Origin of the sequence: Larkinella rosea, assembly GCF_003858635.1 — a bacterium.
In the GTDB taxonomy this organism is placed as follows: Bacteria; Bacteroidota; Bacteroidia; order Cytophagales; family Spirosomataceae; genus Larkinella; species Larkinella rosea.
Genome location: NZ_RQJO01000015.1, coordinates 761,416 through 784,385, shown reverse-complemented (window position 1 = coordinate 784,385; position 22,970 = coordinate 761,416). Strand labels below are relative to the sequence as shown.

17 protein-coding genes are annotated in these 22,970 nt (G+C 52.9%); 6 read left to right on the top strand and 11 right to left on the bottom strand.

What is annotated here, in order from left to right; genetic code table 11:
* Positions 1-6 precede the first annotated feature (6 nt).
* From EHT25_RS29800 to EHT25_RS29790, 3 genes are all read left to right on the top strand, one after another.
* Positions 7-3,492 (top strand): SusC/RagA family TonB-linked outer membrane protein, encoded by a 3,486-nt coding sequence (locus EHT25_RS29800; RefSeq protein WP_124879074.1) that lies wholly within the window; start codon positions 7-9, stop codon positions 3,490-3,492.
* 37 nt (positions 3,493-3,529) lie between these two features.
* Positions 3,530-5,002 (top strand): RagB/SusD family nutrient uptake outer membrane protein, encoded by a 1,473-nt coding sequence (locus tag EHT25_RS29795; protein ID WP_124879073.1) that lies wholly within the window; start codon positions 3,530-3,532, stop codon positions 5,000-5,002.
* 111 nt (positions 5,003-5,113) lie between these two features.
* Positions 5,114-8,656, top strand: a complete 3,543-nt coding sequence (locus tag EHT25_RS29790; protein WP_124879072.1) for a VCBS repeat-containing protein — start codon at positions 5,114-5,116, stop codon at positions 8,654-8,656.
* Here the strand turns inward: EHT25_RS29790 and EHT25_RS29785 are convergent.
* The 7 genes from EHT25_RS29785 to EHT25_RS29755 form a co-directional block, all read right to left on the bottom strand.
* Positions 8,643-9,521, bottom strand: a complete 879-nt coding sequence (locus tag EHT25_RS29785) for an alpha/beta hydrolase (RefSeq protein ID WP_124879071.1) — start codon at positions 9,519-9,521, stop codon at positions 8,643-8,645. The two genes, EHT25_RS29790 and EHT25_RS29785, sit on opposite strands and share 14 nt — an antisense overlap.
* Positions 9,522-9,733: 212 nt before the next feature.
* Positions 9,734-11,254, bottom strand: coding sequence for an outer membrane protein assembly factor BamB family protein (locus EHT25_RS29780; protein ID WP_124879070.1), 1,521 nt, complete (start codon positions 11,252-11,254; stop codon positions 9,734-9,736).
* A gap of 66 nt (positions 11,255-11,320) precedes the next feature.
* On the bottom strand, positions 11,321-12,175 hold the full coding sequence (murI, locus tag EHT25_RS29775) for a glutamate racemase (protein WP_229311840.1): 855 nt from the start codon (positions 12,173-12,175) through the stop codon (positions 11,321-11,323).
* Positions 12,159-12,464, bottom strand: coding sequence for a DUF1330 domain-containing protein (locus tag EHT25_RS29770; protein WP_124879069.1), 306 nt, complete (start codon positions 12,462-12,464; stop codon positions 12,159-12,161). The genes murI and EHT25_RS29770 overlap by 17 nt, the downstream gene beginning before the upstream one ends.
* Positions 12,465-12,509: 45 nt before the next feature.
* The gene (locus EHT25_RS29765; protein WP_124879068.1) at positions 12,510-13,559 is read right to left on the bottom strand and encodes an MlaD family protein; all 1,050 of its coding nucleotides are present in this window, start codon (positions 13,557-13,559) and stop codon (positions 12,510-12,512) included.
* 55 nt (positions 13,560-13,614) lie between these two features.
* Complete coding sequence (locus EHT25_RS29760) at positions 13,615-14,391, bottom strand: ABC transporter ATP-binding protein (protein WP_124879067.1); 777 nt, start codon at positions 14,389-14,391, stop codon at positions 13,615-13,617.
* Between the two features lie 3 nt (positions 14,392-14,394).
* A complete protein-coding gene (locus tag EHT25_RS29755) occupies positions 14,395-15,210 on the bottom strand; it encodes an MlaE family ABC transporter permease (protein WP_124879066.1) in 816 nt (271 codons plus the stop codon).
* Positions 15,211-15,422: 212 nt separating this feature from the next.
* On the opposite strand from EHT25_RS29755, the gene EHT25_RS29750 reads away from it, so the two are divergent.
* Positions 15,423-16,772, top strand: coding sequence for a neutral/alkaline non-lysosomal ceramidase N-terminal domain-containing protein (locus EHT25_RS29750; protein WP_124879065.1), 1,350 nt, complete (start codon positions 15,423-15,425; stop codon positions 16,770-16,772).
* A 1-nt stretch (position 16,773) separates the two neighbouring features.
* Here the strand turns inward: EHT25_RS29750 and EHT25_RS29745 are convergent, their stop codons facing one another.
* From EHT25_RS29745 to EHT25_RS29735, 3 genes are all read right to left on the bottom strand, one after another.
* Complete coding sequence (locus EHT25_RS29745; protein ID WP_185731532.1) at positions 16,774-17,886, bottom strand: MBL fold metallo-hydrolase; 1,113 nt, start codon at positions 17,884-17,886, stop codon at positions 16,774-16,776.
* Between the two features lie 151 nt (positions 17,887-18,037).
* Complete coding sequence (locus tag EHT25_RS29740; RefSeq protein ID WP_229311839.1) at positions 18,038-19,060, bottom strand: PDDEXK nuclease domain-containing protein; 1,023 nt, start codon at positions 19,058-19,060, stop codon at positions 18,038-18,040.
* A gap of 76 nt (positions 19,061-19,136) precedes the next feature.
* Complete coding sequence (locus EHT25_RS29735; RefSeq protein ID WP_221622345.1) at positions 19,137-19,667, bottom strand: DUF6265 family protein; 531 nt, start codon at positions 19,665-19,667, stop codon at positions 19,137-19,139.
* A 188-nt stretch (positions 19,668-19,855) separates the two neighbouring features.
* Here EHT25_RS29735 and EHT25_RS29730 point away from each other — a divergent pair, with 188 nt between their 5' ends.
* Complete coding sequence (locus EHT25_RS29730; protein ID WP_124879063.1) at positions 19,856-20,278, top strand: VOC family protein; 423 nt, start codon at positions 19,856-19,858, stop codon at positions 20,276-20,278.
* A 40-nt stretch (positions 20,279-20,318) separates the two neighbouring features.
* Positions 20,319-22,616, top strand: coding sequence for a glycosyl hydrolase family 95 catalytic domain-containing protein (locus EHT25_RS29725; protein ID WP_185731531.1), 2,298 nt, complete (start codon positions 20,319-20,321; stop codon positions 22,614-22,616).
* 6 nt (positions 22,617-22,622) lie between these two features.
* Here the strand turns inward: EHT25_RS29725 and EHT25_RS29720 are convergent, their stop codons facing one another.
* Positions 22,623-22,931 (bottom strand): hypothetical protein, encoded by a 309-nt coding sequence (locus EHT25_RS29720; protein WP_124879062.1) that lies wholly within the window; start codon positions 22,929-22,931, stop codon positions 22,623-22,625.
* Positions 22,932-22,970: the final 39 nt, after the last annotated feature.

The window sequence follows — 22,970 nt, the reverse complement described above, 5'->3', positions numbered from 1 at the left end:
CACCTCATGAATAAGAACCGATACTCATTGCGCAAGCTATCGTTCTGTCTGTTCCTCCAGGCGGTTATAAGCTGGCAGGGATACGCCCAGGTAACGGCTTCGATTGACAAATCGCCGGTCGAGAAAAAAGTATTGACGGAATTACACAAACCGCTCAAACAGGCTCTGAATGAGTTGGGTACGCGGTATAATGCGTCGGTGATCTACAATCTCCAGACCGTCGATAACAAGTTTGTAACCCGGCAGGCCAACGCGCCCGCCCGGATCGAGGACGCGCTCCAGAATTTGCTGGAACCGCTGAATCTCCAATTTGAAAAGGTGAAAGACCATGTTTACGTGGTGGTTCCGCCCAAAGAAAACCGGAAAGAAAACCGCCCGGAGAGCATCGAAGCCGCGCGGTCTACGACGATTCCCCTGCTGGACAACGCCCTTTTCAACCCCTTGCAGGCCCGCGTCAACCTGGATTTGATGGCCCGGCTGGAGCGAAAAACCGCCATCAACGTGCGGGGCCGCGTAACGTCCGACAACGGCGACGGGCTGGTGGGTGTCAACGTCATCATCAAAGGTTCGACGAGTGGCGTCACGACCGACGCCGAAGGCAATTACGTCATCAACGTGCCGAATCCGAACGGAACGCTCATTTTCTCGTACATCGGGTTCCTGTCCAAAGAAGTTCCGGTCAATAACCGCTCGGTGATCAACGTGCAGCTCGCGACGGATGAACGACTTTTGAGCGAAGTGCAGGTGGTCGGTTACGGAACGCAGACGAAAGCTGAAGTTACCAGCGCCATTGCAACGGTAACGGCGAAAGAGATCAAAGACATGCCGCTGGTCGGTCTGGATCAGGCGCTTCAGGGCCGGGCTTCGGGCGTGCAGGTCACGAATAATACCGGCGCACCGGGCGGGGGCGTTTCCATCCGGATTCGTGGCACCTCGTCGCTGGGCGCGGGCAACGAGCCGTTGTATGTCGTGGACGGGATTCCGATTAACAACACGCAGACGTTCAACCAGCAAACCGGCGAAGAACGGATCAACGGGATGTCGAACATCAATCCGGCGGACATTGAGTCGATTGAAATCCTGAAAGATGCCGCGTCGACCTCTATTTACGGGGCGCGGGCGGCCAACGGCGTGGTGCTGGTGACGACCAAACGCGGCAAAGCTGGCAAGCAACAGATCGATTTGACGAGCTACTACGGTTTTTCGCAATCGACCAGCCGCTACAAAGTGCTGGGCGCGTCCGACTTCGCGACCCTGTCGAACGAAGGTCTGGCGTCCATCAAAGCCGCACCGGTTTTTACGCAGGAATTTATCCGCAATCCCACCATCAACACCGACTGGCAGGATGCGGTTTTGCGCAGCGCACCCACCGCCAACATCAACCTTTCGACCCGGGGCGGCACCGAAAAAACGCAGTATATGCTGAGCGCGGGTTACATGGACCAGCAAGGCGTTCTGATCGATTCGCGGTTTAAGCGCTACACGCTCCGTGTCAATCTGGATCAGAAAATCAATAACAAGATCAAAATCGGGAATAGCCTGATGGTCAGTTTTACCGACAACAACCGGCTCCGCAACAACGGAACGCCCCGCTCGGATGCGGGTGGTAATCACCTCTACGGTTCGCCGGTGTTGACAACAGCGCTGACGCGTAGCCCGGCCACGCCCATCTACCTGCCCAACGGCGAATATTCGTTCGATCCGCTGGCTCCGCTGATCGCCAATCCGGTAGCGATGGCGCTGGCACAACACCTTGATAACAAGACGCTTCGATTAATTGGTAATCTGTTTGCCGAATGGGAAATCATCAAAGGGCTGCGCTTCCGGACGCAGGTCGGAACGGACGTTCGCTTCGAGAACGAAGACTTTTTCTACGAACCATTTCAGGCCGCTGTGCAGGGGAATGGTACCGGATCGGGCAGTGTTCGGAATTTCAATGAAGTGTTGTGGTTGACGGAAAATTATTTTACCTACGATTTTAATTTAGGAAAAGACCACAAATTCCAGGCCTTGCTGGGGACCAGTTTTCAGGAATCCCGCCTGGAAGAAGCGTTTTCGTACGTCGGCGGTTTTGTCAGCAAAAACATCACGACGCTGAATGGCGGTTCTACCATTTTGAGCTCGACCTCCGGCGCGGAATCCTGGGGAATTGCCTCCTACTTCGGCCGGTTGAACTACAATTACAAGAGCAAATACCTGTTGTCGGTCAATGCCCGGATCGACGGTTCGTCGCGGTTTGGGGCCAACAACAAATACGGTTTTTTCCCTTCGGCCTCGGTCGGCTGGAATTTGACGGAAGAAGAGTTTATGAAATCGTCGACGACCGTCAGCAACCTGAAACTGCGGACGAGCTACGGAATTACGGGAAATCAGGAAATCGGAAACTACTCCTACATCGGCACCTTTGGCGTCGGCGGGGGTGCCAATACCGGTCGCAACTACCTGAACCGCTTGGGCGCGGTGGCCAACAACATTCCCAATGCTGATTTTTCCTGGGAACAAACCGCCCAGTTTAACGTCGGTGCCGACGTCGGTTTTTTGAATAACCGCCTGAATCTGACCGCCGATTATTACATCAAAACCACCAAGGATCTGTTGCTCGATATTCCGCTGCCCCGCACCTCCGGTTTTGGCTCCACGCTGACCAACATCGGAAGAATGGAAAACAAAGGGTTCGAACTGGGTATCAATACGGTCAACCTGACCGGCGATTTTACCTGGAATACCAGCCTGAATTTCAGCATGAACCGCAACAAAGTACTGTCGCTGGTAGCCGGGCAGGACATTGCGGTGAACGAAGCCACGCTGATTCGCGTCGGTCAACCCATTTCGTTCTGGGTGTATGAACGGGAGAAAAACGTGAATCCCGAAAACGGCACGGTCGTCATTGTCGATCAGGATAAATCGGGCGGAGCCGTCAACAGCCTCGACCGCGTGATCATGGGAAGTCCGCTGCCGAAACACATCGGCGGCTTGACCAACTCATTCGGTTACAAGGGGTTTGACCTAAGCATCTTCTTTCAATGGTCGTATGGCAATAAGATTTACAACCAGACGCGGAAGTGGATGGAAGGCCTGAACCGCGACCTGAATTCGACGATTGGCTACAACACCACGCAGGTTTCGTTCGACAAACGGTGGCAAAAACCGGGTGATGTCACGGAATATCCGGGCGTTTTCTACGACAACCGGAGCGCCAACAACCTGCTGCCCCACAACGGCTGGCTCGAAGACGGTTCGTACCTGCGCCTGAAAACGCTGACACTGGGTTACAACCTGCCCCGCACTTTTACGAACCGGCTTAAAATTGCGTCGGCGCGGATTTACTTCTCGTCGAATAACCTGCTGACGTTCACCAACTACACAGGTTATGATCCCGAAGTGAGCCATTTCACCGGTTCGGGCATCGGCGGCAACGTGGCCATGGGCTACGACTACGGGACGTTCCCGCAGCCAAAAAGCTACACGCTGGGCCTGAACATTTCATTTTAAGATCAAGATTCGTCATTCTCCTTTTTCATTCGTACTCATGAAAAAACTAAACAACAAAATGCTTCGGCTGGCGGCTCTTTTTCTGATCGGTTTTGCCGTAAATGGCTGTAACACATTGGATCAGAAGCCCGAATCGGCACTGGCGCAGGACGGTTTTTATTCAAACGGCACTGATGCCGAACTGGGGCTGATCGGAACCTATAACCGCTTATTTACCGAAAATCACATCGTGGGTACGTACATGCTGCTGGACATGAATTCCGACGATTTGACCACCGGCGCCGGGAAATTCGGTTACCTGATGGAAACCCGGACCGATATGTCCAGCGTCAACAACGGCACAACGGACACGTATTTTAATGCGCCCTGGGTAACGATCGCCAACGCCAATCTTTTTCTGGAGAAAGTAAAAGACATTGCACCAACGGCATTCGTCGGAGCCACCACCGCCAACGACAAACGCAAGGATGAAGTGCTGGGCGAAGCGCATTTTATTCGTGGACTTTCGTATTACTACCTGGCGATGTTGTGGCGCAACGTGCCGCTGATTCTGGACTTTCCGTCGGGCGCGTTGCCGGAAGAAAACCAGAAACCGAGCGTTCCGCAGTCGGAAGTGCTGGCGCAGGTGGTGAAAGATTTGCAGGTGGCCGAAACCAACCTTCCGAATTCGCTGACGCAGTTTTCGGCCAACGAACGCCGGGGCCGGGCCAGCAAATGGGCGGCCAAAGGCTTCCTGTCGCGGATTCGGTTGCAGGAAAAAAACTGGGCGGAAGTCGTCAAACTGTCCGATGAAATCATCAACAGCAACCAGTTTACGCTGACCAATCCGTGGACGACCATGTTTCTGGGCGATCAGAACAGCGCCGAAGCTATTCTTGAAATTCAGGCCGAAGCCGGACCCGGTTTTTTCAACATGGGGATTCACGGCTGGTATTACGGCAACGGCGAGTTCCGGGCGACCGACGACGCCGTGGCGCAGTACGAAAAACCGCGCAAGGATGTTCGCTACGAAAACGTGATCAAGGACGACAAAGTCTCGAACAAGTTTCTGCCCCAGCCGCTTTGGGCCAACGAAGGCATTGCGCGCGCCAATCTGGTGATGCTGCGGTTGGGCGAAATTTATTTCAACAAAGCCGAAGCCCTCAACGAACTCAGCTACGAAACCAACAAACAGGCGGTTTTGGCCATTCTGAATACGTTCCGGGCGCGGGCGCAGGACCCCAACTTTGCCAACCGGTTCCGCCCCACGCTGCCCGTGGGCACCACCGGTATTCCGTTGCTGACGCTGGCCGACGTCGATACGCAGGAAAAAATGCGGCAGGCGATTCGCGCCGAAAAACGCCGGGAGCTGATGTTTGAAGGCGTTCGCTGGCTGGATCTGCTGCGCTGGGACCCAACCTATGCCGCCCAGATCGTGAAAGCCAGCAGCCCCGACCGCCTGTATTTCCCGATTCCGGAAAACGAAATCCTGCTCAACAAAGGAGTCTTGAAGCAAAACCCGGGCTGGTAAATTACATCAACCCCCTGAGGGGATTTGGGGGTAATTCTAATTCGTCAGTAGCCGGGCAACTACTGACGAATTTTCATTTCTAAGGACAAACTTTGCCGTCATTGTAAGTCTATGCGTCGCTTGCTTGTTACCGGTTTTTACCTGCTGAATTTACTGTTCCTTTTTTCCTGCCGGAACCGGGAAGAAGAGCCGCCGGTTTTTGAGCGGATTCCCGCTGAAAAAAGCGGTATTCAGTTCGCCAACATGATCACTGAGAACGATTCCGTCAACCTGCTGGATTACGAATACGTGTACAACGGCGGGGGCGTGGCGGTGCTGGACGTCAACCTCGACGGGCTGCCGGATTTGTTTTTCAGTGGAAATCAGGTGCCCAGCCGGCTGTACCTCAATCTGGGAAATTTACAATTCAAAGATATCACCGAATCGGCGGGCATCCGGGGTGATAACTGGGCGACGGGCGTGGCCGTGGCGGATGTCAACGGCGACGGTTTCCCGGATTTGTACGTGTGCTCGGCGCGCGTATACGGCGACGCGCGCCGGACCAACCGGCTCTACATCAACAATCGAAAAGGCGGTTTTACCGAATCCGCAGCGGCTTACGGACTGGCGTACACCGGTTTTTCCACGATGGCGGCTTTTCTGGATTACGACCGCGACGGCGATCTGGACCTGTTCATTGCGACCTACGCCAACGAAACCTGGGACACCAGCGTGATTCATCCCAAAATAACGGACGGTTCCGGGAAGAGCGCGGATAAACTATTTCAGAACAACGGCAACGGAACGTTCACGGATGTGTCGAAAAAAGCCGGGATGCTGATCGACGGCTACGGGTTGGGGCTGGCCATCTGCGACATCAACAACGACAACTGGCCCGACATTTACGTCTCGAACGATTACGTCGATGACGACTTTATTTACCTCAACAACCAGAACGGAACCTTCACCGAATGCGCAGCTAAGTACCTGAAACACACCAGCAATTTTGCGATGGGCAACGACATCGCCGACATCAACAACGACGGTTTGCCCGACATCATGGCCGTCGATATGCTGCCCGAAGACAACGAGCGGCAGAAATTGTTCAGCGGGGCCAAAAACTACGACAAGTTCATGATGACGCTGGCGCAGGGCTATTTGCCGTCGTACATGCGCAACACGCTGCAACTCAACAACGGTAACGGTACGTTCAGCGAGATCGGACAACTCGCCGGGGTTCACGCCACTGACTGGAGCTGGGCACCCCTGCTGGCCGATTTCGACAACGACGGCTTTAAAGACCTGTTTATCAGCAACGGCTATCCGAAAGACATCACGAACCGCGATTTTTCGGTCTATAACAAATATGCCGCTTCGCCCGACGCGCCCAATCGCTTACCCGAAAATTTAAGCGAACAGCACCGCATCATGCTCCGCGCGGTTGAAGAATTACAGGGTTCCAAATTGCAGAATTACGTTTTTCGGAATAACGGTGGCGACCGACCGGGCGATCTCACGTTCACCAAAAAATCCGACGCCTGGGGCCTGCGCGAGTTGAGTTTTTCGAACGGGGCTGCCTACGCCGATCTGGACAACGATGGCGATCTGGATCTGGTGGTCAACAACATCAACGACCCGGTTTTTCTTTACAAAAACCGCTCCAACGAGCTGAAAACAAATCATTACCTCCGACTGAAACTCGTCGGCGACTCCCTCAACACCGCCGGTTTGGGCGCGAAGGTGAGTTTGTACGCTGGAAAAAATGACGTTCAATACCTGGAAAATTCGCCCTATCGTGGTTTTCAGTCGAGCGTCGAATCGGTGCTACATTTTGGATTGGGAAAAACCGCTACCGCCGATAGCCTTCTCATTCAATGGCCCGACGGCAAGCGTACGATTCTCCGCAACGTCAAAGCCAATCAGGTTATTACGGTTCGACACAAAGACGCTGTTCGGGGGCCGGTTTTACCCGAAAAACCAAAACCGGTTTTGTTTGCGGAAGTGGCGGCTCGGTTGAGCATCGATTTCAGGCATCAGGAAAACGAATACGCCGATTTCAAGGTCGAGCATTTGTTGCCGCACAAATATTCGCAGAGCGGGCCCGGCATCGCCGTCGGCGACGTCAACGGCGACGGTCGGGAGGATTTTTTTGTGGGTAACTCTTCCGGTTACCCCGGCAAACTGTTTCTACAAACCGCCGATGGGCGTTTTACGGGAAAAGAGTTCAATCTGGACCAGCCACTTGAAGACCTGGGCGTTTTGCTGTTCGACGCCGACGGTGACAACGATCTCGATTTGTTTATCGTGAGCGGCAGCAACGAGCAGATGGCCGAAACGAGTTATTACCAGCCCCGGCTGTATCGCAACGACGGCCAGGGCAATTTCAGTCGTGATCCGTCGGCTTTGCCCCGGATTACCGACAGCGGTTCGTGCGTCGTTGCGGCTGATTACGATCGCGACGGCGACCTCGATCTGTTCGTGGGTGGGCGGGTTTATCCTGGCAAATATCCGCTGCCCGCCAGAAGTTACATCCTGCGAAATGACGGCGGCAAGTTTAGCAACGTGACCGACGAAGTAGGCGGAAAAGCGCTTAGTCGCGTGGGTTTGGTAACATCAGCGTTATGGACCGATTTTGACAACGACGGGCAAATCGATCTGATGGTGGCCGGGGAATGGATGCCCGTTACAGTTTTCAAAAACGACCAAGGCCGGTTTACGAACGTCTCCGAATCGCTCGGCTTGCAGCACACCCGCGGCTGGTGGAACAGCCTTGCCAGTGGCGATTTCGACAACGACGGCGATATGGATTACGTGCTGGGCAACTGCGGGCAAAACAGCCGCTACAAACCGACTGCCGACGAACCGATTGCGGTTTATGCCAAGGATTTCGACCAGAATGGCACACTAGACCCGGTTTTGACGTATTACCTGCAAGGCCAGCAACAGGCCACGCACGCCCGCGACGAGCTGATCGGTCAGATGAATTTCATGCGCCGGCGGTTTTTGAAGTACGCCGATTACGCCAAAAGTTCGTTTGCTGACCTGTTCATGGAGGAAGAACTCAAGGGCGCTTATGTGCTGACCTGCGACCGGTTTGAGAGCGTGTACCTGCAAAACGAAGGAAACGGGAAATTTACGCTGAAACCGCTGCCGGTACAGGTGCAGTTTGCCCCGCTCTACGGCATGACCAGTCTGGACGTCGATCAGGACGGTTTTCTGGACTTGCTCACAGTTGGTAATTCCTACGCAACGGAAGTGACGATCGGGCGGTATGATGCGAGTATCGGTCTGTATCTGAAAGGCGATGGAAAAGGGAATTTCCAGCCAACTCCGGTAACCGAAAGCGGTTTTACCACGACCGGTGACGCCAAAGGATTGGCAACGCTGCACACCAAAACCGGTCAGCATCTGGTGTTGGTGACGCAAAATTCCGGCCCGTTGCTGGCGTTTTCGCAACCCAATCAAAAACCGCAACGGGTTTTGGCCTTGCAAAGAACCGACGCCTGGGCCGAAATTACGCTGGCGAATGGCCAGAAACGGAGGCAGGAATTGGCGTACGGATCGACGTATCTGTCGCAGTCGGCGCGAACGTTGGTGCTACCGGTCGGGGTGGTTTCAGTAACAATTTATTCGTTTGCGGGGAAAGCGCGACGGGTTGCGCTTACGGTTTCATAAACCCAAACCGGCGCAGAAAATCGTCGGTTTCCTTTAAAATTCCTTCGTCGAACAAGCGGGCGTAAAACGGATCCGGATCGCCCAAATAGTGCTGTCGGCCTTCGTATTTGTGGATTTCGAAGTGGTTGCCCAGCGCCCGCATGTCGTCGGCGAAAAAACTGACGGTCCATAGATCGACCATCGTGTCTTTGGTTCCGTGAAACGCAATGACGGGCGGTAGGCCCCGCTTCAGGTTGTGAGCCGGTGAAATATGCCAGATTTGAGCTCGTTTGTTGCCCAGCAACCGGTCGCACCAGGGTTCAAGTGTGTTGACCGTTCCCGACCACGAAATGATGGCGTTCGGTACCGGGCTGATTTTCAGATTATCCTGCGGATCATTCGGCGTATCGATCATCGCCGTGCACAGAACCAACTGGCCCCCAACCGATTGCCCGCCCGCAACGATCTTGTTCGGGTCGACACCAAAGTCGCTGGCGTGTTCGCGCAACCAGCGCATCGCCGACCGCACATCGATCACGCACTCGACGGGCGTAATGGTTTTTTCCGGATTATTTCCGGTGTCCGTCACCAGCCGGTATTGAAACGAAATCGCCACCAAACCGAGCTTTGCGTAGCGTTTACTGGCGTTAAAAAACTCGTTCGGGTCGCCAAATGCCCAGCCCCCGCCGTGGAAAAAAGCCAGCGCCGTATTGCCTTTTTTCACGATCGTCGACGGTTTATAAAAAATATGCGCCGTCAGTTGAACCGTGTCGACGGTTTTGTAGATTTTCCGGACGTAGACCACCGAGTCGTTTACGGATTGTCCATGGCAAAAAATCGTGCTGAGAAGCAAGGCAATCACCACGGTTGCAAAATATGTTTTCATGTGAATAATGAATTATCGAATCTATCAGCCCATGGTTTCAACCGTGGATTCGCATCACGTGGAAAATTGAGGTTTGGAAACCGTTTTAACGGTTTTGTGATCCGGAATTTCAAACCGTTAAAACGGTTTTTATGGGTGCTAGATTTTCCGTAAATCCACGGTTAAAACCGTGGGCTGGGATATAAATTCTGGTCCGAATTTATGTATAAATCTCAACTCGACGGTTTTCGTTTTCCCCGAAAAATTCCATCGTGATCGCTGCCCATGTAAGCCCCCCAGACCCGGTTTTTCGATGTCGGAACCGCTAGCTTCAGCTTATTGATTTTCAGTCCTTTTTTCTGACTGATCGACAGCAAATCGACCGGATTGGTTTCGTGGCAATACACCAGATCCAGTAAACCGTCGGCATCCAGATCACCAAGCCAGGGCGTGCTGGCGACGTTTGCACCGAATTGCCGTTTCCCGATCTGGTACGTGGTATCATTGTGGAAATCGATCACCAGCAACTGATTGCTGATCGTAGACAACCGATTGTAATTCAGGCTAAAAAGCGCGTCGTCAAAACCGTCCTGATTGTGATCGAACGCCAGTGGGGTGCTTTCCTGGAAACTCCCGAGCGAATCCTGAAACGCGATCTGACCGGTTTTTCCGTCCACCATCAACTGCACCGAGCGGTTTAGCTGCGGCCAGGTACCGATTCCGTAATTCGTGAAAAAATCCGGCACATCGTCGTCCGTAAAAAAACCAACAGCTAGCGAGCAGTATGCTTCCGTTTTGGGAACATTGACCCGCCAGAGCACCTGCTCCGTTGCGCCATCGATGGCAACCATCCGACCGTTGACCGAGTTAGCGATAATGTCCAGAATACCGTCCTGCGTGATGTCGGCCAAAACCGGGGGCGCCACAAATCCTTTCTCGTATCCCGGCTCCAATAGCGTCGCTTTCGACAAATCGTTTTTCAGTAAATCGCTCAGCGAAGCTTTGTACAGACTACCGCTCAGGGTTTCGCCCCCGGTTCCAAAAATGATTGACAAATGGCTATCGCGCTTGAAATCAGCAACAACCACCGAGGTATACGTCTCTTTCCCGTCGGGCATCACCGCCGAAGCCAGCCTTTTTCCGGTAGCGCTACTCAGCACCAGCAACCGCCCCGCCGGACGCCGGGGATCGTGCGGAGCGGCTTTCACGTAACCGCCCGCTGCAACGACCAAATCCGCCAAACCGTCGGCATCCTGATCGGGAATAAACTGCGGGCTGAAGAAATTATACGTGCCGGAATCGCTGGGTGTGCGATTGTCCGAATTCGTGAAATAATCCCAAATGACGCTGCCGGATTTGCCGTCGATGGCTTTGAACTCGGCGGCCCGTCCCCCAATAAAAACGTCGAAAATACCGTCGCCGGTGATGTCGAGAAAGAGCGGTGAACCAAAAATCTGATCGCGCGCCCGGACGTTCCAGAGCAACTGCCCGTTGGCCCCGTTGACCGCAATGATCGCCGAGTCGCTGGTGCGGAATTCGACACTCCCCGCCCCCATGACGATGTCCAGAATACCGTCGTTATTGAGGTCGGCCAGCCGGGGTGATGAAAGCGTCCCCAGCTCCCTGAAAACCGTCGCCCACTCGTCCTGTTTCTGTACCGGTTTAGGCTTAATCAACTGATAACCAACCAGTATAACCGTCGACACGACGACTAGAGCCAGCAGCAGGTAAAGCGGTTTGGGGTTGGCGGTCATAGAAATCCGTTCCGAAAAGCAGCGGTTTTACTAAAGACCAGCAAAGGCGGTTTTTATACTCATTCGTTACAACGCCAACCGTTCGGCCCGCACCGGATCGCCCCAGAACAAACCGGCTTTTTGCTCGAATTCTTCGGCCGAATCGGTCGTGTAAAATTTCAGGCTCTGGCCTTTGCTGCACTGAGCGTCGATTTCAGGATGTCGGTGGAGGTAATCGTCCAGGCTATTGGCGACAATCTCGCCCTGTCCCAGAATGGTGCGATTGCCGGGCAGGAATTGCCGGATTTTGGGCAGCAGCAGTGGATAATGCGTACAGGCCAGCAAAACCGTATCGATCTCCGGCGACTGATTCAGCAGCCGGTCGAGGTGTTTTTTTACAAAATAATCCGCGCCGGGGTCGTTGTGTTCGCCATTTTCGACCAGCGGCACCCACATCGGACACGCTTCCTGGTATACGTTCAGGTCCGGGAAAAACTTTTCGATTTCAACCACATACGATTCTGAGGTAACCGTTCCGCGCGTCGCCAGAATCCCGATATGACCGGTTTTGGAGTAGTTGCCAATCACTTCCGTCGTGGGCCGGATGACGCCCAAAACTCTTCGATCGGGCGCGATACGCGGCAAATCGAGTTGCTGAATATTCCGTAATGCCTTGGCCGAAGCTGTGTTACAGGCCAGCACTACCAACCGGCAGCCCATCGCGAACAGGTGCTGAACGCACTCCAGGGTGTAGTGATACACCGTATCGAACGAACGCGTGCCGTAGGGTGTGCGGGCGTTGTCGCCCAGATACACGTAATCGTACTGGGGCAATTGCCGGACAATGGACTTCAAAACAGTCAGACCGCCGTACCCGGAATCGAAGACACCAATGGGCTGGTAACTACTGGCTTCGCGGTTCACGTCAGGATAGCTGTTCACCCATGATTAACAACACTTTAGCAATAGACTGGTTTTTCAGGGGCATATGCTGCAATCGCGCCGGGTCGTCGCGATACGCTTCAAAATCCGCCAGCGCCGGAAAAGTGACCAGATGAACTTCGTACGGATACCCCATGGCCGTAGCTACCACGGCGGGTTTGGGCGGGCGAACCCGGTACAGCAACTCGCCCCGATGGCGTTGCAAAAGCGGCAAAACGTGATCTTCAAACGAATGAAAAACCGCTTCCTGCCCTTCGTTTACAAATAAAATCTGCGTGAAATACAACATAGTACGTCCGTCAAAATCCGGGCGTAAAGATAAGAGTTGATCCGGTTACTTCTGCACGCTGGTGTCGGTCGTAGCCGTTGCCGTGGTGGTAGCGGCTTCTTTTTGCTTGGCCTGCTCTTTGGCCCGGCGCCGGAAAAAACCGCGCAGCAGGAAGTTGTGCTGCAAGGCTTCCAGGTTTTCGTCGAGCTTGTAGCTGCTGCTTTCCACGTTCCGAATCGTGTTTTTCAGGTTTTTGTTCACGGCCTGATCGTTGAGCAGAATGCCGATGGCGTTATCGCTGCTGTTGAGCTTGTCGCTCGCCTTTTTGATATTTTCGGTGGCGTCGACTGCCGTACTCGATACCTGCCGCAGCCGCGCCGACGATACGCGCAGATCGTGAAAAATAACCGTGTCGGACACCAGATCATTTGCCAGCGTTCCTTTGTTGTTCAGTTTACCCGCAAATTGATTCAGGGAAGTCGAAACCTGACTTAGCGATTTCGTGGCCTGAGCCGCCCCGCTCGAAGCCGCCTGTAGATTCGCAACGGTATTTTTGAAGCGATCGGCCAGCGTCGAATCCCGCAAAACCGCCCCCGCAACGCCCTTTCCTTTCAGGACTTCATCCAGAATATTCTTGGCGTCGGTGGTTACCCGGAGCAGGTTATTGTTGTTTTTCTGCAAGGTCGCCATGATTTCGTCGGTATTCAAAGCCGCTTTGGCGTGCAGAATATCGCCGTCTTCCACGGTTCCGGCCTGCACACTTCCGCCGACGATTTCCACAATTTTATTCCCGATCAATCCGTCGGTGCTCAGCGCGGCCAGTGCATCCTTGCGGATGTACTGCTGCACCGACTCCTCGATGTTCATGGTGACCTCGACCTGCGAGTTGCCGTAGAACTGGATTTTACGAACGGTACCGATTTTCACCCCGGAAAACCAGACATTCGCCCCGGCCTGTAAACCGCCTACGTTATTGAAAATGGCATTTACGCGGATGCTCTTCACAAACCGTTTCTGTTGTCCGCCCAACACCATAATTCCGGTTACCAGAATCACAATGCCGAGAAACACAAAAATACCGACGGTGATGGCTCGTTTATTTTCAGCAGCTTTCATTTAATTAATGGCTAGTTTGAGGTATGGATACCCGATCTATTGGTTAGCTAAATCCTTAATTCACAAAGTTGTACTCATAAAACTGTTTTGCGCGCTCATCGTTCGAATCTTCGAAAACTTCGTCGAATGTGCCCTGCCGTTCAAACCGCCCGTCGAGCAGCATCGCGATGCGGTCGCCGACGGCTTTGGCGCAGGTGAGGTCGTGCGTAATGATGATCGATGACGTGTTGTGGCGCTCCTGAACCTCGTTGATGAGGTGATTGATTTCGTTCGACGTGATCGGGTCCAGACCGGCCGTTGGCTCATCATAGAGCATGATTTCCGGTTTCAGGATCAGCGTTCGGGCAATCCCGATCCGCTTGCGTTGCCCGCCCGACAGTTCCGACGGCATCTGGTTGATGGTCTGGCTAAGTCCCACATCGGCCAGGGCTTCTTCAACCGCTTTGTTGATGTCGGCGCGGCTTAGATTCCGGACATTGCGGATGAGCGGAAATTCCAGATTTTCCCGCACGGTCATGCTGTCGTACAGGGCGCTGTTCTGAAATGAAAAGCCCAGTTTCAGGCGCAATGCATCTAACTCCCGTTTATTCAGCTTCCCAACATCTTCGCCCAATACATTTACCGAGCCCTGATCCGGCTCCAGCAAACCGGCAATGATTTTAATCAATACGGATTTTCCCGTTCCCGAACGACCCAGCACCACCAGGTTTTCGCCCTGGTACAGGTCCAGATCGACGCCCCGCAACACGTGCAGATCGCCAAACGAAATTTTCAGGTTACGGATGGTGATAACGGCTTCTTTCTGGTGATTGACCGGTTTTTTCGGATTCATACGTTAGGCCGCGCGAATGGCATTTATGACTTGGAGGAAGAGAAGTTCTTCGATAAAAACCAGAAACATTGAGGTTACTACCGAAGCATTGGCCGCTTTGCCGACCCCTTCGGTTCCTTTCGACGAATTATAGCCTTTATAACAGCCGACAATCCCAATCGTAAACCCGAAAATGAGCGATTTAATAATTGTCGAGTTAATATCCAGAAAAGTGATCGAACTGAAAAACGTCTCGATAAACGACATGAAACTGGTCTTTTCGTTCTGGGCGACGTTGACGTATGAACCCATAACACCCAGAAAAACGAAAAACATCGCCAGCGTTGGAATCATGAATGTGGTCGCAATGACACGGGTAACGACCAGAAACTTGAACGGATTGGTACCTGAAACTTCCATCGCTTCGATCTGCTCCGTCACGCGCATGGACCCCAACTCAGCGCCAATATTGGAGCCTACCCGGCCGGACGCAATCAGGGCCGTAACGAGCGGAGCCAGCGCCCGAACCAGCGCAATCGAAATCAGCGACGGCAGCCAGGACGTGGCCCCAAACGTAGCCAGCGACGGCCGTGACTGGTTGGTAAATACAATGCCCGTGATAAAACCGGTCAGCGAAATCAGCGGCAGCGAGCGAACACCCACTTCATAACATTGCCGGATGATTTCCTTCCCTTCATAAGGTGGAGCGAAAACTTCTTTAAAAAACTGCCCGACAAACGACGCGACATCGCTTAAGGCCAGAAACATGCGGTCGAGCCGCCGGGTAACGACCGGTTTTTCGGCCGTTTCAGTAGAGGAGGAGGTTTGGCTGGCTTGCATCAGTAAAGATGAATGGAATCAGGCAAAATGGGTTTTCGGTTTCGTTTATGATTTATGGTTTCAATCGTACGAATCTCGTAATCAGGCCGATACATCTGTTGTAATGATAGACTGAAAACCATAAACGCTAAACTGTAAACGATAAACTAATACTATTAACTTGATTTGACGATACAAGGTTAGATTTTGTTAGTTTTGGTCAACGAAAAATCATGAAATTCCTCCGTATCTTCTTCAAAGTAGTGCTGGGACTGGTTGCAGCCATTCTCCTTTTTCTGGCCGTTAGCCTGGCTCCGGTCGATGATCAGCCGTACCGAAAAACCGAGTATTACCGTTATACGCGGCAACAACTGCTCGATCTGGCTCCACCGCCAAATCCGACGGCCGGATTGCGGGCGGGTTGGGCCAGGGTCAATCTGACGCCTTCGTTCACCACGCCCACCGGCGGTTATGGCGCCCGAAAAGGCAAACACTGGACCACCGTCAGCGACTCCATTTACGTTCGGACGATTGTTTTGAACAACGGTAACACCAAAGTGGCCGTTGTTGCGCTCGATTTGCTGATTACTCCTCCCACCGTAACAGAACAACTTAAAAAAAGATTACCGGAAATCGGTTTTCAGTGGGAGAATGTGTTCACGGGCGCCATTCACAGCCACAATACGCTGGGCGGCTGGGCTCCGGGGCTGGTTGGCGAGTTGTTTGCGGGCGATTTTGACCAGCGGGTTGTCGATCACATTACCGATGCGGTTTTGAAATCCATCGTGCTGGCCGAAAAACAACTGGCACCGGTAGAAATTGGGTTTTCCGAAATTGACGCACCTGACCTGGTTTATAACCGCATGAACGATGAAGGGAAAGTTGACGGCGAAATACGGCTATTGAAATTTAAGAAAAAAACCGGTGAATCGGCGTTGCTCTGCACATTCGGAGCCCACGCGACAATTTTCCGGGCGGCTGATTATCAGTATTTAAGCCGGGATTATCCGGGCGCGCTGGTTGATCGGCTGGAAAAACAATCAGGCGGTTTTGTGGCTTTCATGGCCGGATCGGTCGGGAGCACCGGTTCGAAAACGAAACCGGGAAAAGATGAATTTGCGACCATTCGGACGTACGCCGATACACTGACGGCGCGGATTTCGCCTGCCTTGCCCCAATTCAAAACAAAACCGGACAGCACGCTCGAACTGCTGACCTTACCCCTGCAACTCCGCGAACCCCAGGCCCGCGTCACCGACGACTGGCGGGTGCGTGGCTGGCTGTTTCACACGGTTTACGGCGATTATCCTTCGGATTTGAAAGCGTTGCGCATTGGCCAGACGGTTTTGCTCGGCACGCCCTGCGATTTTTCGGGTGAGTTGGTCGCCGAACTCCGGCAGCAGGCCGGCCGGAAAGGGTTGAATTTAATGGTAACGAGCTTTAATGGCGGGTATGTCGGTTACATTACGCCCGACAAATACTACCACAAGGAAGCCTACGAGACGATGACGATGAACTGGTTTGGGCCGGAAAACGGCGCGTATTTTGTCGAAATGATGAAAGGTTTGCTGGATCGGATGTAGGTTACGGCATGCTTTCCCACCAAGCTGCGGTCGGAAGGGCTGCACCCAAAACCGTTACTTCGCCAATGCGGGGTGTAGCAATTTTGGTCCCCAGTTCCGCCGACTTTTTCATAAGCCGCCGGATCGGGTCGCGCCAGGTGTGCAGCGCCAGATTGAATTTTCCCCAGTGAATGGGAATCAGCAGATCGGCTTTCACATCCAGTTGAGCCTGAGCGGTTTGTTCGGGCATCATGTGGATATCGATCCAGTCTTCATTGTAAGCGCCACATTCCAGCAGCGCAATATCGAACGGGCCATACTTCTCCCCCACCATTTTCAGGCCGGGGTAATAACCGGTATCGCCCCCGTAATACACCCGCTTTTGCGTTCCCAGCAACGCCCACGAACACCACAGCGTTCCGTTTCGGTTGGTCAATCCGCGGCCGGAGAAATGGCGGGCGGGCGCACAAACCAGCGTCAGATCGCCCAATTTGGCGGATTCATGCCAGTCGAGTTCCGTGATCTGAGCCGGTGCAACGCCCCATTTTTCCAGGTGAGCGCCGACGCCGAGCGGCACAAAAAACCGGTCGACTTTGTCTTTCAATCGCGTGAACGTTCCGTAATCCAGGTGATCGTAATGGTCGTGCGATAGCACGACGGCGTCCACGTGCGGCAGTTCATCCACATCCATGTAATGGTCGAACGGAAACCGCTTGGGGCCCGAAAACGAGGCAAACGATGCCCGTTCGCTGAAAACCGGGTCGGTCAGCAAGGTTTTTCCCTGAATCCGGATCAGCAGCGACGAATGCCCGAACCAACTGACGGCAACCTGTTCCGGCCCGCCGTTGCCTTCAAACAGTTTCACGTCGAACGGGACGGTTTTGATGGTATCGGTTGGTTCGGCACCCGGCACACCCGTGAGCATTTTCCAGGTCGCGGATACCATTTTCCCCGCCGACATATCGAGGCTCGTCGGCACCAGGTTCTGGAATGTTCCGTCCTTAAATTGGGGCGAATTCTGAATGCGTTTCAGCCGTTCACCGGTGGGTGTTGCGCCGAATTGCGGAGAAAGGTTCACAAACGCAACAACGGCAATGACAAGGATGAGAAGCAGCGAAACGATTACGAGGGCCATTCTTTTCAGGATTTTTTTCATTCGTGCAAACGGGGTGGGGTGTCGCCCGGTATGCGGGCTTCCCGTCAGCAACACGCTGGGTCTGGTCGTAGTTCCGATTGGAAAAAAATCCCGGATTACATTAGATACTGGCAATCAGGGATAAGACCGGCTAATTATCTTCGGAATCCGCTTGATTGAGTTGATAGAACTCTGCTAATTTAGCTTCGAGCAAGTGTTTATCGGGTAACTGTCGTGTATAATCGGCCACCAGCGTTGGCGAGAGCGTCCGGCTTAGCGCATACTCTACAACGGCCTGATCGGTGCTCGCACACAGCAATATTCCAATACTAGGATTCTCATGTGGTTTACGTACATCGCGATCAAGCGCTTCCAGATAAAAGTTGAGTTTACCAAGATACTCTGGTTCAAACGGTCCTGCTTTTAATTCAAAAGCCACCAGACATCGCAAATCGCGGTGGTAGAACAGTAAGTCGAGTCGGAAATCGCGCATACCAACCTGTACGGGGTATTCTTCGCCCATAAATGTAAAATCACGGCCCAGTTCAAGCAAAAACCGCTTCATGTTTTGAATCAATGCCCTTTGGAGATCACGTTCGGAATGCCGTTCGGGTAAATTAAGGAATTCAAATACATATTGGTCCCGAAAAATGCCATCACTAATTAGGTTATGGCCTTTTTCTTGTAATTGAGTACGTACGGTTTCCACATTTGGTGAAAGCATTACCCGTTCGTAGATTCCTGATGCAATCTGGCGTTCTAATTCACGCGTACTATATCGCTCTTTCGTTGTTAGTAACAGATAGAATTGTCGCTCTTCCGGCGTTTTGCACTGAGCCAGAATGATAAGATGGTTTGTCCAGCTTATTTTTGACAGCAGTGCTGTCAAAAATTCTGGGGCATCACGATAGGTTTCGTAAAATCTACGCATCCGGTATAAACCTCTGTAACTGAAGCCCTTCCAATCAGGGTGCTGTTGCTGTAAATAGTCGGCTAGTTGCATGACGGTACCATCACCCCATTCGCTAATCTCTACTTTTTGACTAATATACGTCCCGACGTTCCAATACAATTCAATAAGTTCCCGATTTATACTGGCCACCGCCCGTTGTCTCGCTTGCTGTATCAGCGTAATTACTTCCGTAAAATGGTGAGCCGGATTCATCATCAGCATTTTTTAAAGTTAAACGCAAATGAGCCCACTTGACGAGTGGGCTCATTTAATTATTGTTAACGCTTCTACAAAACCGTCACTTCACCCGGTCAAACACGAACAGATCGGCGAAAACCCATTTACCGTCTTTCTGATTGCCGCGCTGAATTACCAGCTGGTTGTCCGACCGTTTTTCGTAGATAATCCGGATCTGGCCATCCGCTTTTTCAAACAGCGCCTGGTTCTTTTTGGCTTCAATAAACGAATAGCGGTCCGAAACGTCTTTTTCCTCTGACCCGATCAGGCCCGGTTTGAAGTGTTTCACCAACACAATGGGGCCTTTTTCGGTTTGTTCAAAGATGAGCAGTTCGTACATTGTCACTTTGCCGTCTTTCATCATGCGCATGAAACCGGCCAGGTTGTCGCCCTGCGGAGCGGCCCAGGCGGCATCGATCGGACCGCCGTTGAAGGTTCCTTTCCAGCGGCCTTCCATAAAGCTGACATCGGCCAGCGTGCCTTTGGACTGGGCATGCCCCGCCAGGTTGACCAATAAATAGAGCGCAAGAAGAATGGAAAAAGGAGCGGAATCGCGCAGGTTGCCGAGACGGAATTTGCTGAAAAGGTTCATGGGAAAAGGTTTTAAGGGGAGCAAGATACTAAAATCTCGCAGATGAGATGCAATGATTATTTTGGCCGTTCATCTAATTATTCTTTGTTTTCAGACATTTTTTCCTGCTATTCTTTATTTGATTTGTGCTTCTACGCACGAAATTTCACAGATTTACCGAAAAATAACCCACTATTATTGAACAAACGATGAAACCCCGCATCTCCATTTTGACATTGGGCGTAAGCGATCTGGAAAAATCTGTCCGGTTTTATCAGGATGGTTTGGGGCTTCCGACGGAAGGGATCATCGGAACAGAATTTGAAAATGGAGCCGTTGCGTTTTTTGATCTCCAGAGCGGTTTGAAACTGGCCCTCTGGCCCCGGAGAAGCATTTCGGCGGATACGAAACTCCCGCAACAACCCCCTTCGGCCACCGAATTTACGATCGGTCATAATGTGCGAAGCAAAGAAGAGGTGGTAGCGGTGATGGAACTGGCCGCAAAAGCCGGGGCAACCATCGTCAAACCCCCGGCCGATACGTTCTGGGGAGGTTACTCGGGTTATTTCCAGGACCCCGACGGACACCTCTGGGAAGTGGCCTGGAACCCTCAGTTTGAACCCGTCGATTAATCACCCGCTTTTTATAACTTCCTAACTACTCAAAAACCCAATGACCCGACGCTACCTCTTTTTACTGGGAATGGTTGGCGGCTTTTTGCTGCTCAATCCGCCCCTAACCGCCCAACCGCTCCAGCCAGGTCCACATGACCTCCGGTTTGCTCAATTACCCACCCGCTGGGACGAAGCCCTGCCGCTGGGAAACGGCGTTCTGGGCGCATTGATCTGGCAGAAAAATCAGCACGTGCGGTTTTCGCTGGATCGCGTCGATTTGTGGGATTTACGCCCCATGCGCGGGCTCGACCGACCTGAATTCAGCTATCAATGGGTGCAGGGACAGGTCCGAAAAAAAGAATACAAAATTGTTCAGGATTATTTCGATAAACCGTACGACACGGAGCCGGGTCCGACCAAGATTCCGGGCGCGGCTCTGGAATTCAATACGGCGGCCTGGGGACCGGTGCAGTCGGCCCGGCTGCTGATCCAAAACGCCGTTGCGGAAGTAAAATGGCAGAATGGGGCGGTTTTGCGTTCGTTTGTCCACGCGACCGAACCGGTTGGCTGGTTCCGCTTTGAACAGATTCCCGCCGGTTTTGCCCCCGAACTCCTGCCGCCCGCGTACGGAAAAGCCATTGAGGAAAAGGCCGAAAATGCCGTTGTCGATGGTGACGATCTGGTGCGACTCGGGTATACGCAGGGAAATGTGGTGCGGCAGAAAAACAAAATTACGTATCACCAGAACGGCTGGGGCGGTTTTTCCTACGACGTTACGATTCAGTGGACGCAGAAGGGAACCACGCTGGAAGGGACCTGGACGATCGCTTCGCACTTTCCCGAAAAGAAGAAAAACGCCGTTTCGGTCAAAACCGCTCCCCGAACCTATGCCGCCGATCTGGCTTCGCACCGCACCTGGTGGCAGCGGTTTTGGGCCAAATCCGCCGTTCAGGTGCCGGATTCGTTGCTGCAAAAACAGTGGTACCTCGAAACCTACAAGTTCGGTGCCACCGCCCGTGCCGACGCTCCCCCAATCTCCCTGCAAGCCGTCTGGACCGCCGACAACGGCCGGATTCCGCCCTGGAAGGGTGATTATCACCATGATTTGAACACGCAACTCAGTTACTGGCCGAGCTACAGCGGCAATCATCTCGACGAAAGCATCGGGTACCTCAATCACCTGGAAGAAAACCGGCCGGTTTACCGCGATTATACAAAGCGGTATTTTGGAACTGAGGGTCTTGCTGTGCCCGGCGTTACCACACTGACGGGCAAGGAAATGGGCGGCTGGATTCAGTATTCGCTCTCGCCCACGGTTTCGGCCTGGCTCGCGCACCACTATTATTTGCAGTGGAAATACAGTCAGGATGCGGTTTTTCTGCGTCAGAAAGCCTATCCGTGGCTAAAAGGCGTTGCTCAGCATCTGGAACAGCTAACGGTTCTGGACGAAACCGGCAAACGGAAACTGCCCATCAGCTCAAGTCCTGAAATCAAAAATAATAGCCTGGAAGCCTGGTTTCCGACCAACACCAACTACGATCTTTCGCTGATGAAGTTTGTCTTCAAAGCGGCTTCAGAAATGGCAACGGTTTTGGGCAACAACGCCGACGCCAGTCACTGGCAAACGATTCAAAATCAATTCGGTGATTATGCGTTAAGCGAACAGAAAGAACTGATGTTTGCCGCCAGTCTTCCTTATAATGAGTCGCACCGGCATTTTTCACACCTCATGGCGATTCATCCGCTGGGGCTCATCCGGTGGGAAGACGGCGAAAATTCGCAGCAGATTATTAAGAATTCGCTGACGCTGCTCGACCGCGTCGGGCCGGACTGGTGGTGCGGGTATTCCTACGCCTGGCTGGGCAGTCTGAAAGCACGGGCCAAAGACGGATCGGGAGCGGCCGAGGCCCTGCAGACTTTTGCCTCTGCGTTTTGTTCGGTCAATTCCTTTCATCTGAACGGCGATCAGACCAAGTCGGGGAAATCGAAGTTTACGTACCGGCCGTTTACACTGGAAGGGAATTTTGCCTTTGCCGCCGGTTTGCAGGAAATGCTGATTCAGAGTTATGCCGGTTTTATCGAGGTATTTCCGGCCATTCCCGCAAGCTGGACTGAGGTCGGTTTTACGGACTTACGAACCGAAGGAGCATTTTTGGTCAGTGCCAAACGAACCGCAGGAAAACCGGATGGCGTCACGATCAAATCGGAGAAAGGCGGTACGGCCCGATTAAAATTACCGTTTAAAAACTACCTCGTTAAAGCATCGCAACGGGCGTCGGTCGAAAAAAACGAAACCGGTTTTGCCACGGTTAAACTACAACCGGGCGGTTCCGTAACGTTCAACGGGCAGGACTAATCATAATCAGTTGTCTTTTCGCCGGGTGGTGTCTTTCTTTTCCAGCGAAACCCCAACCCCGAACGCGTTCGGATCGCTCGGTGGCATCACCCGCACTTTGCGTTTGCCCCGGTTTTCGCGCGGATTGATCACTTTTCCGGGCGTTGTCACCGGATCGACGGCCGGAGTTGTCAACGGCGCACTGTTCGAGGGCGTCACAATGGGCGAAATAGTGGTCGGTAACTGTTGTGGTTTTTGCCGTACGGTATCGCTCTGGCTATAACCAAAAACGGCCGAAAAGCAGCAAATAAGGAGTATTAAAACCGGGCGCTTCATAAAAAGATCATTTGTTCAATGAAACGAATTAGGCCCGGT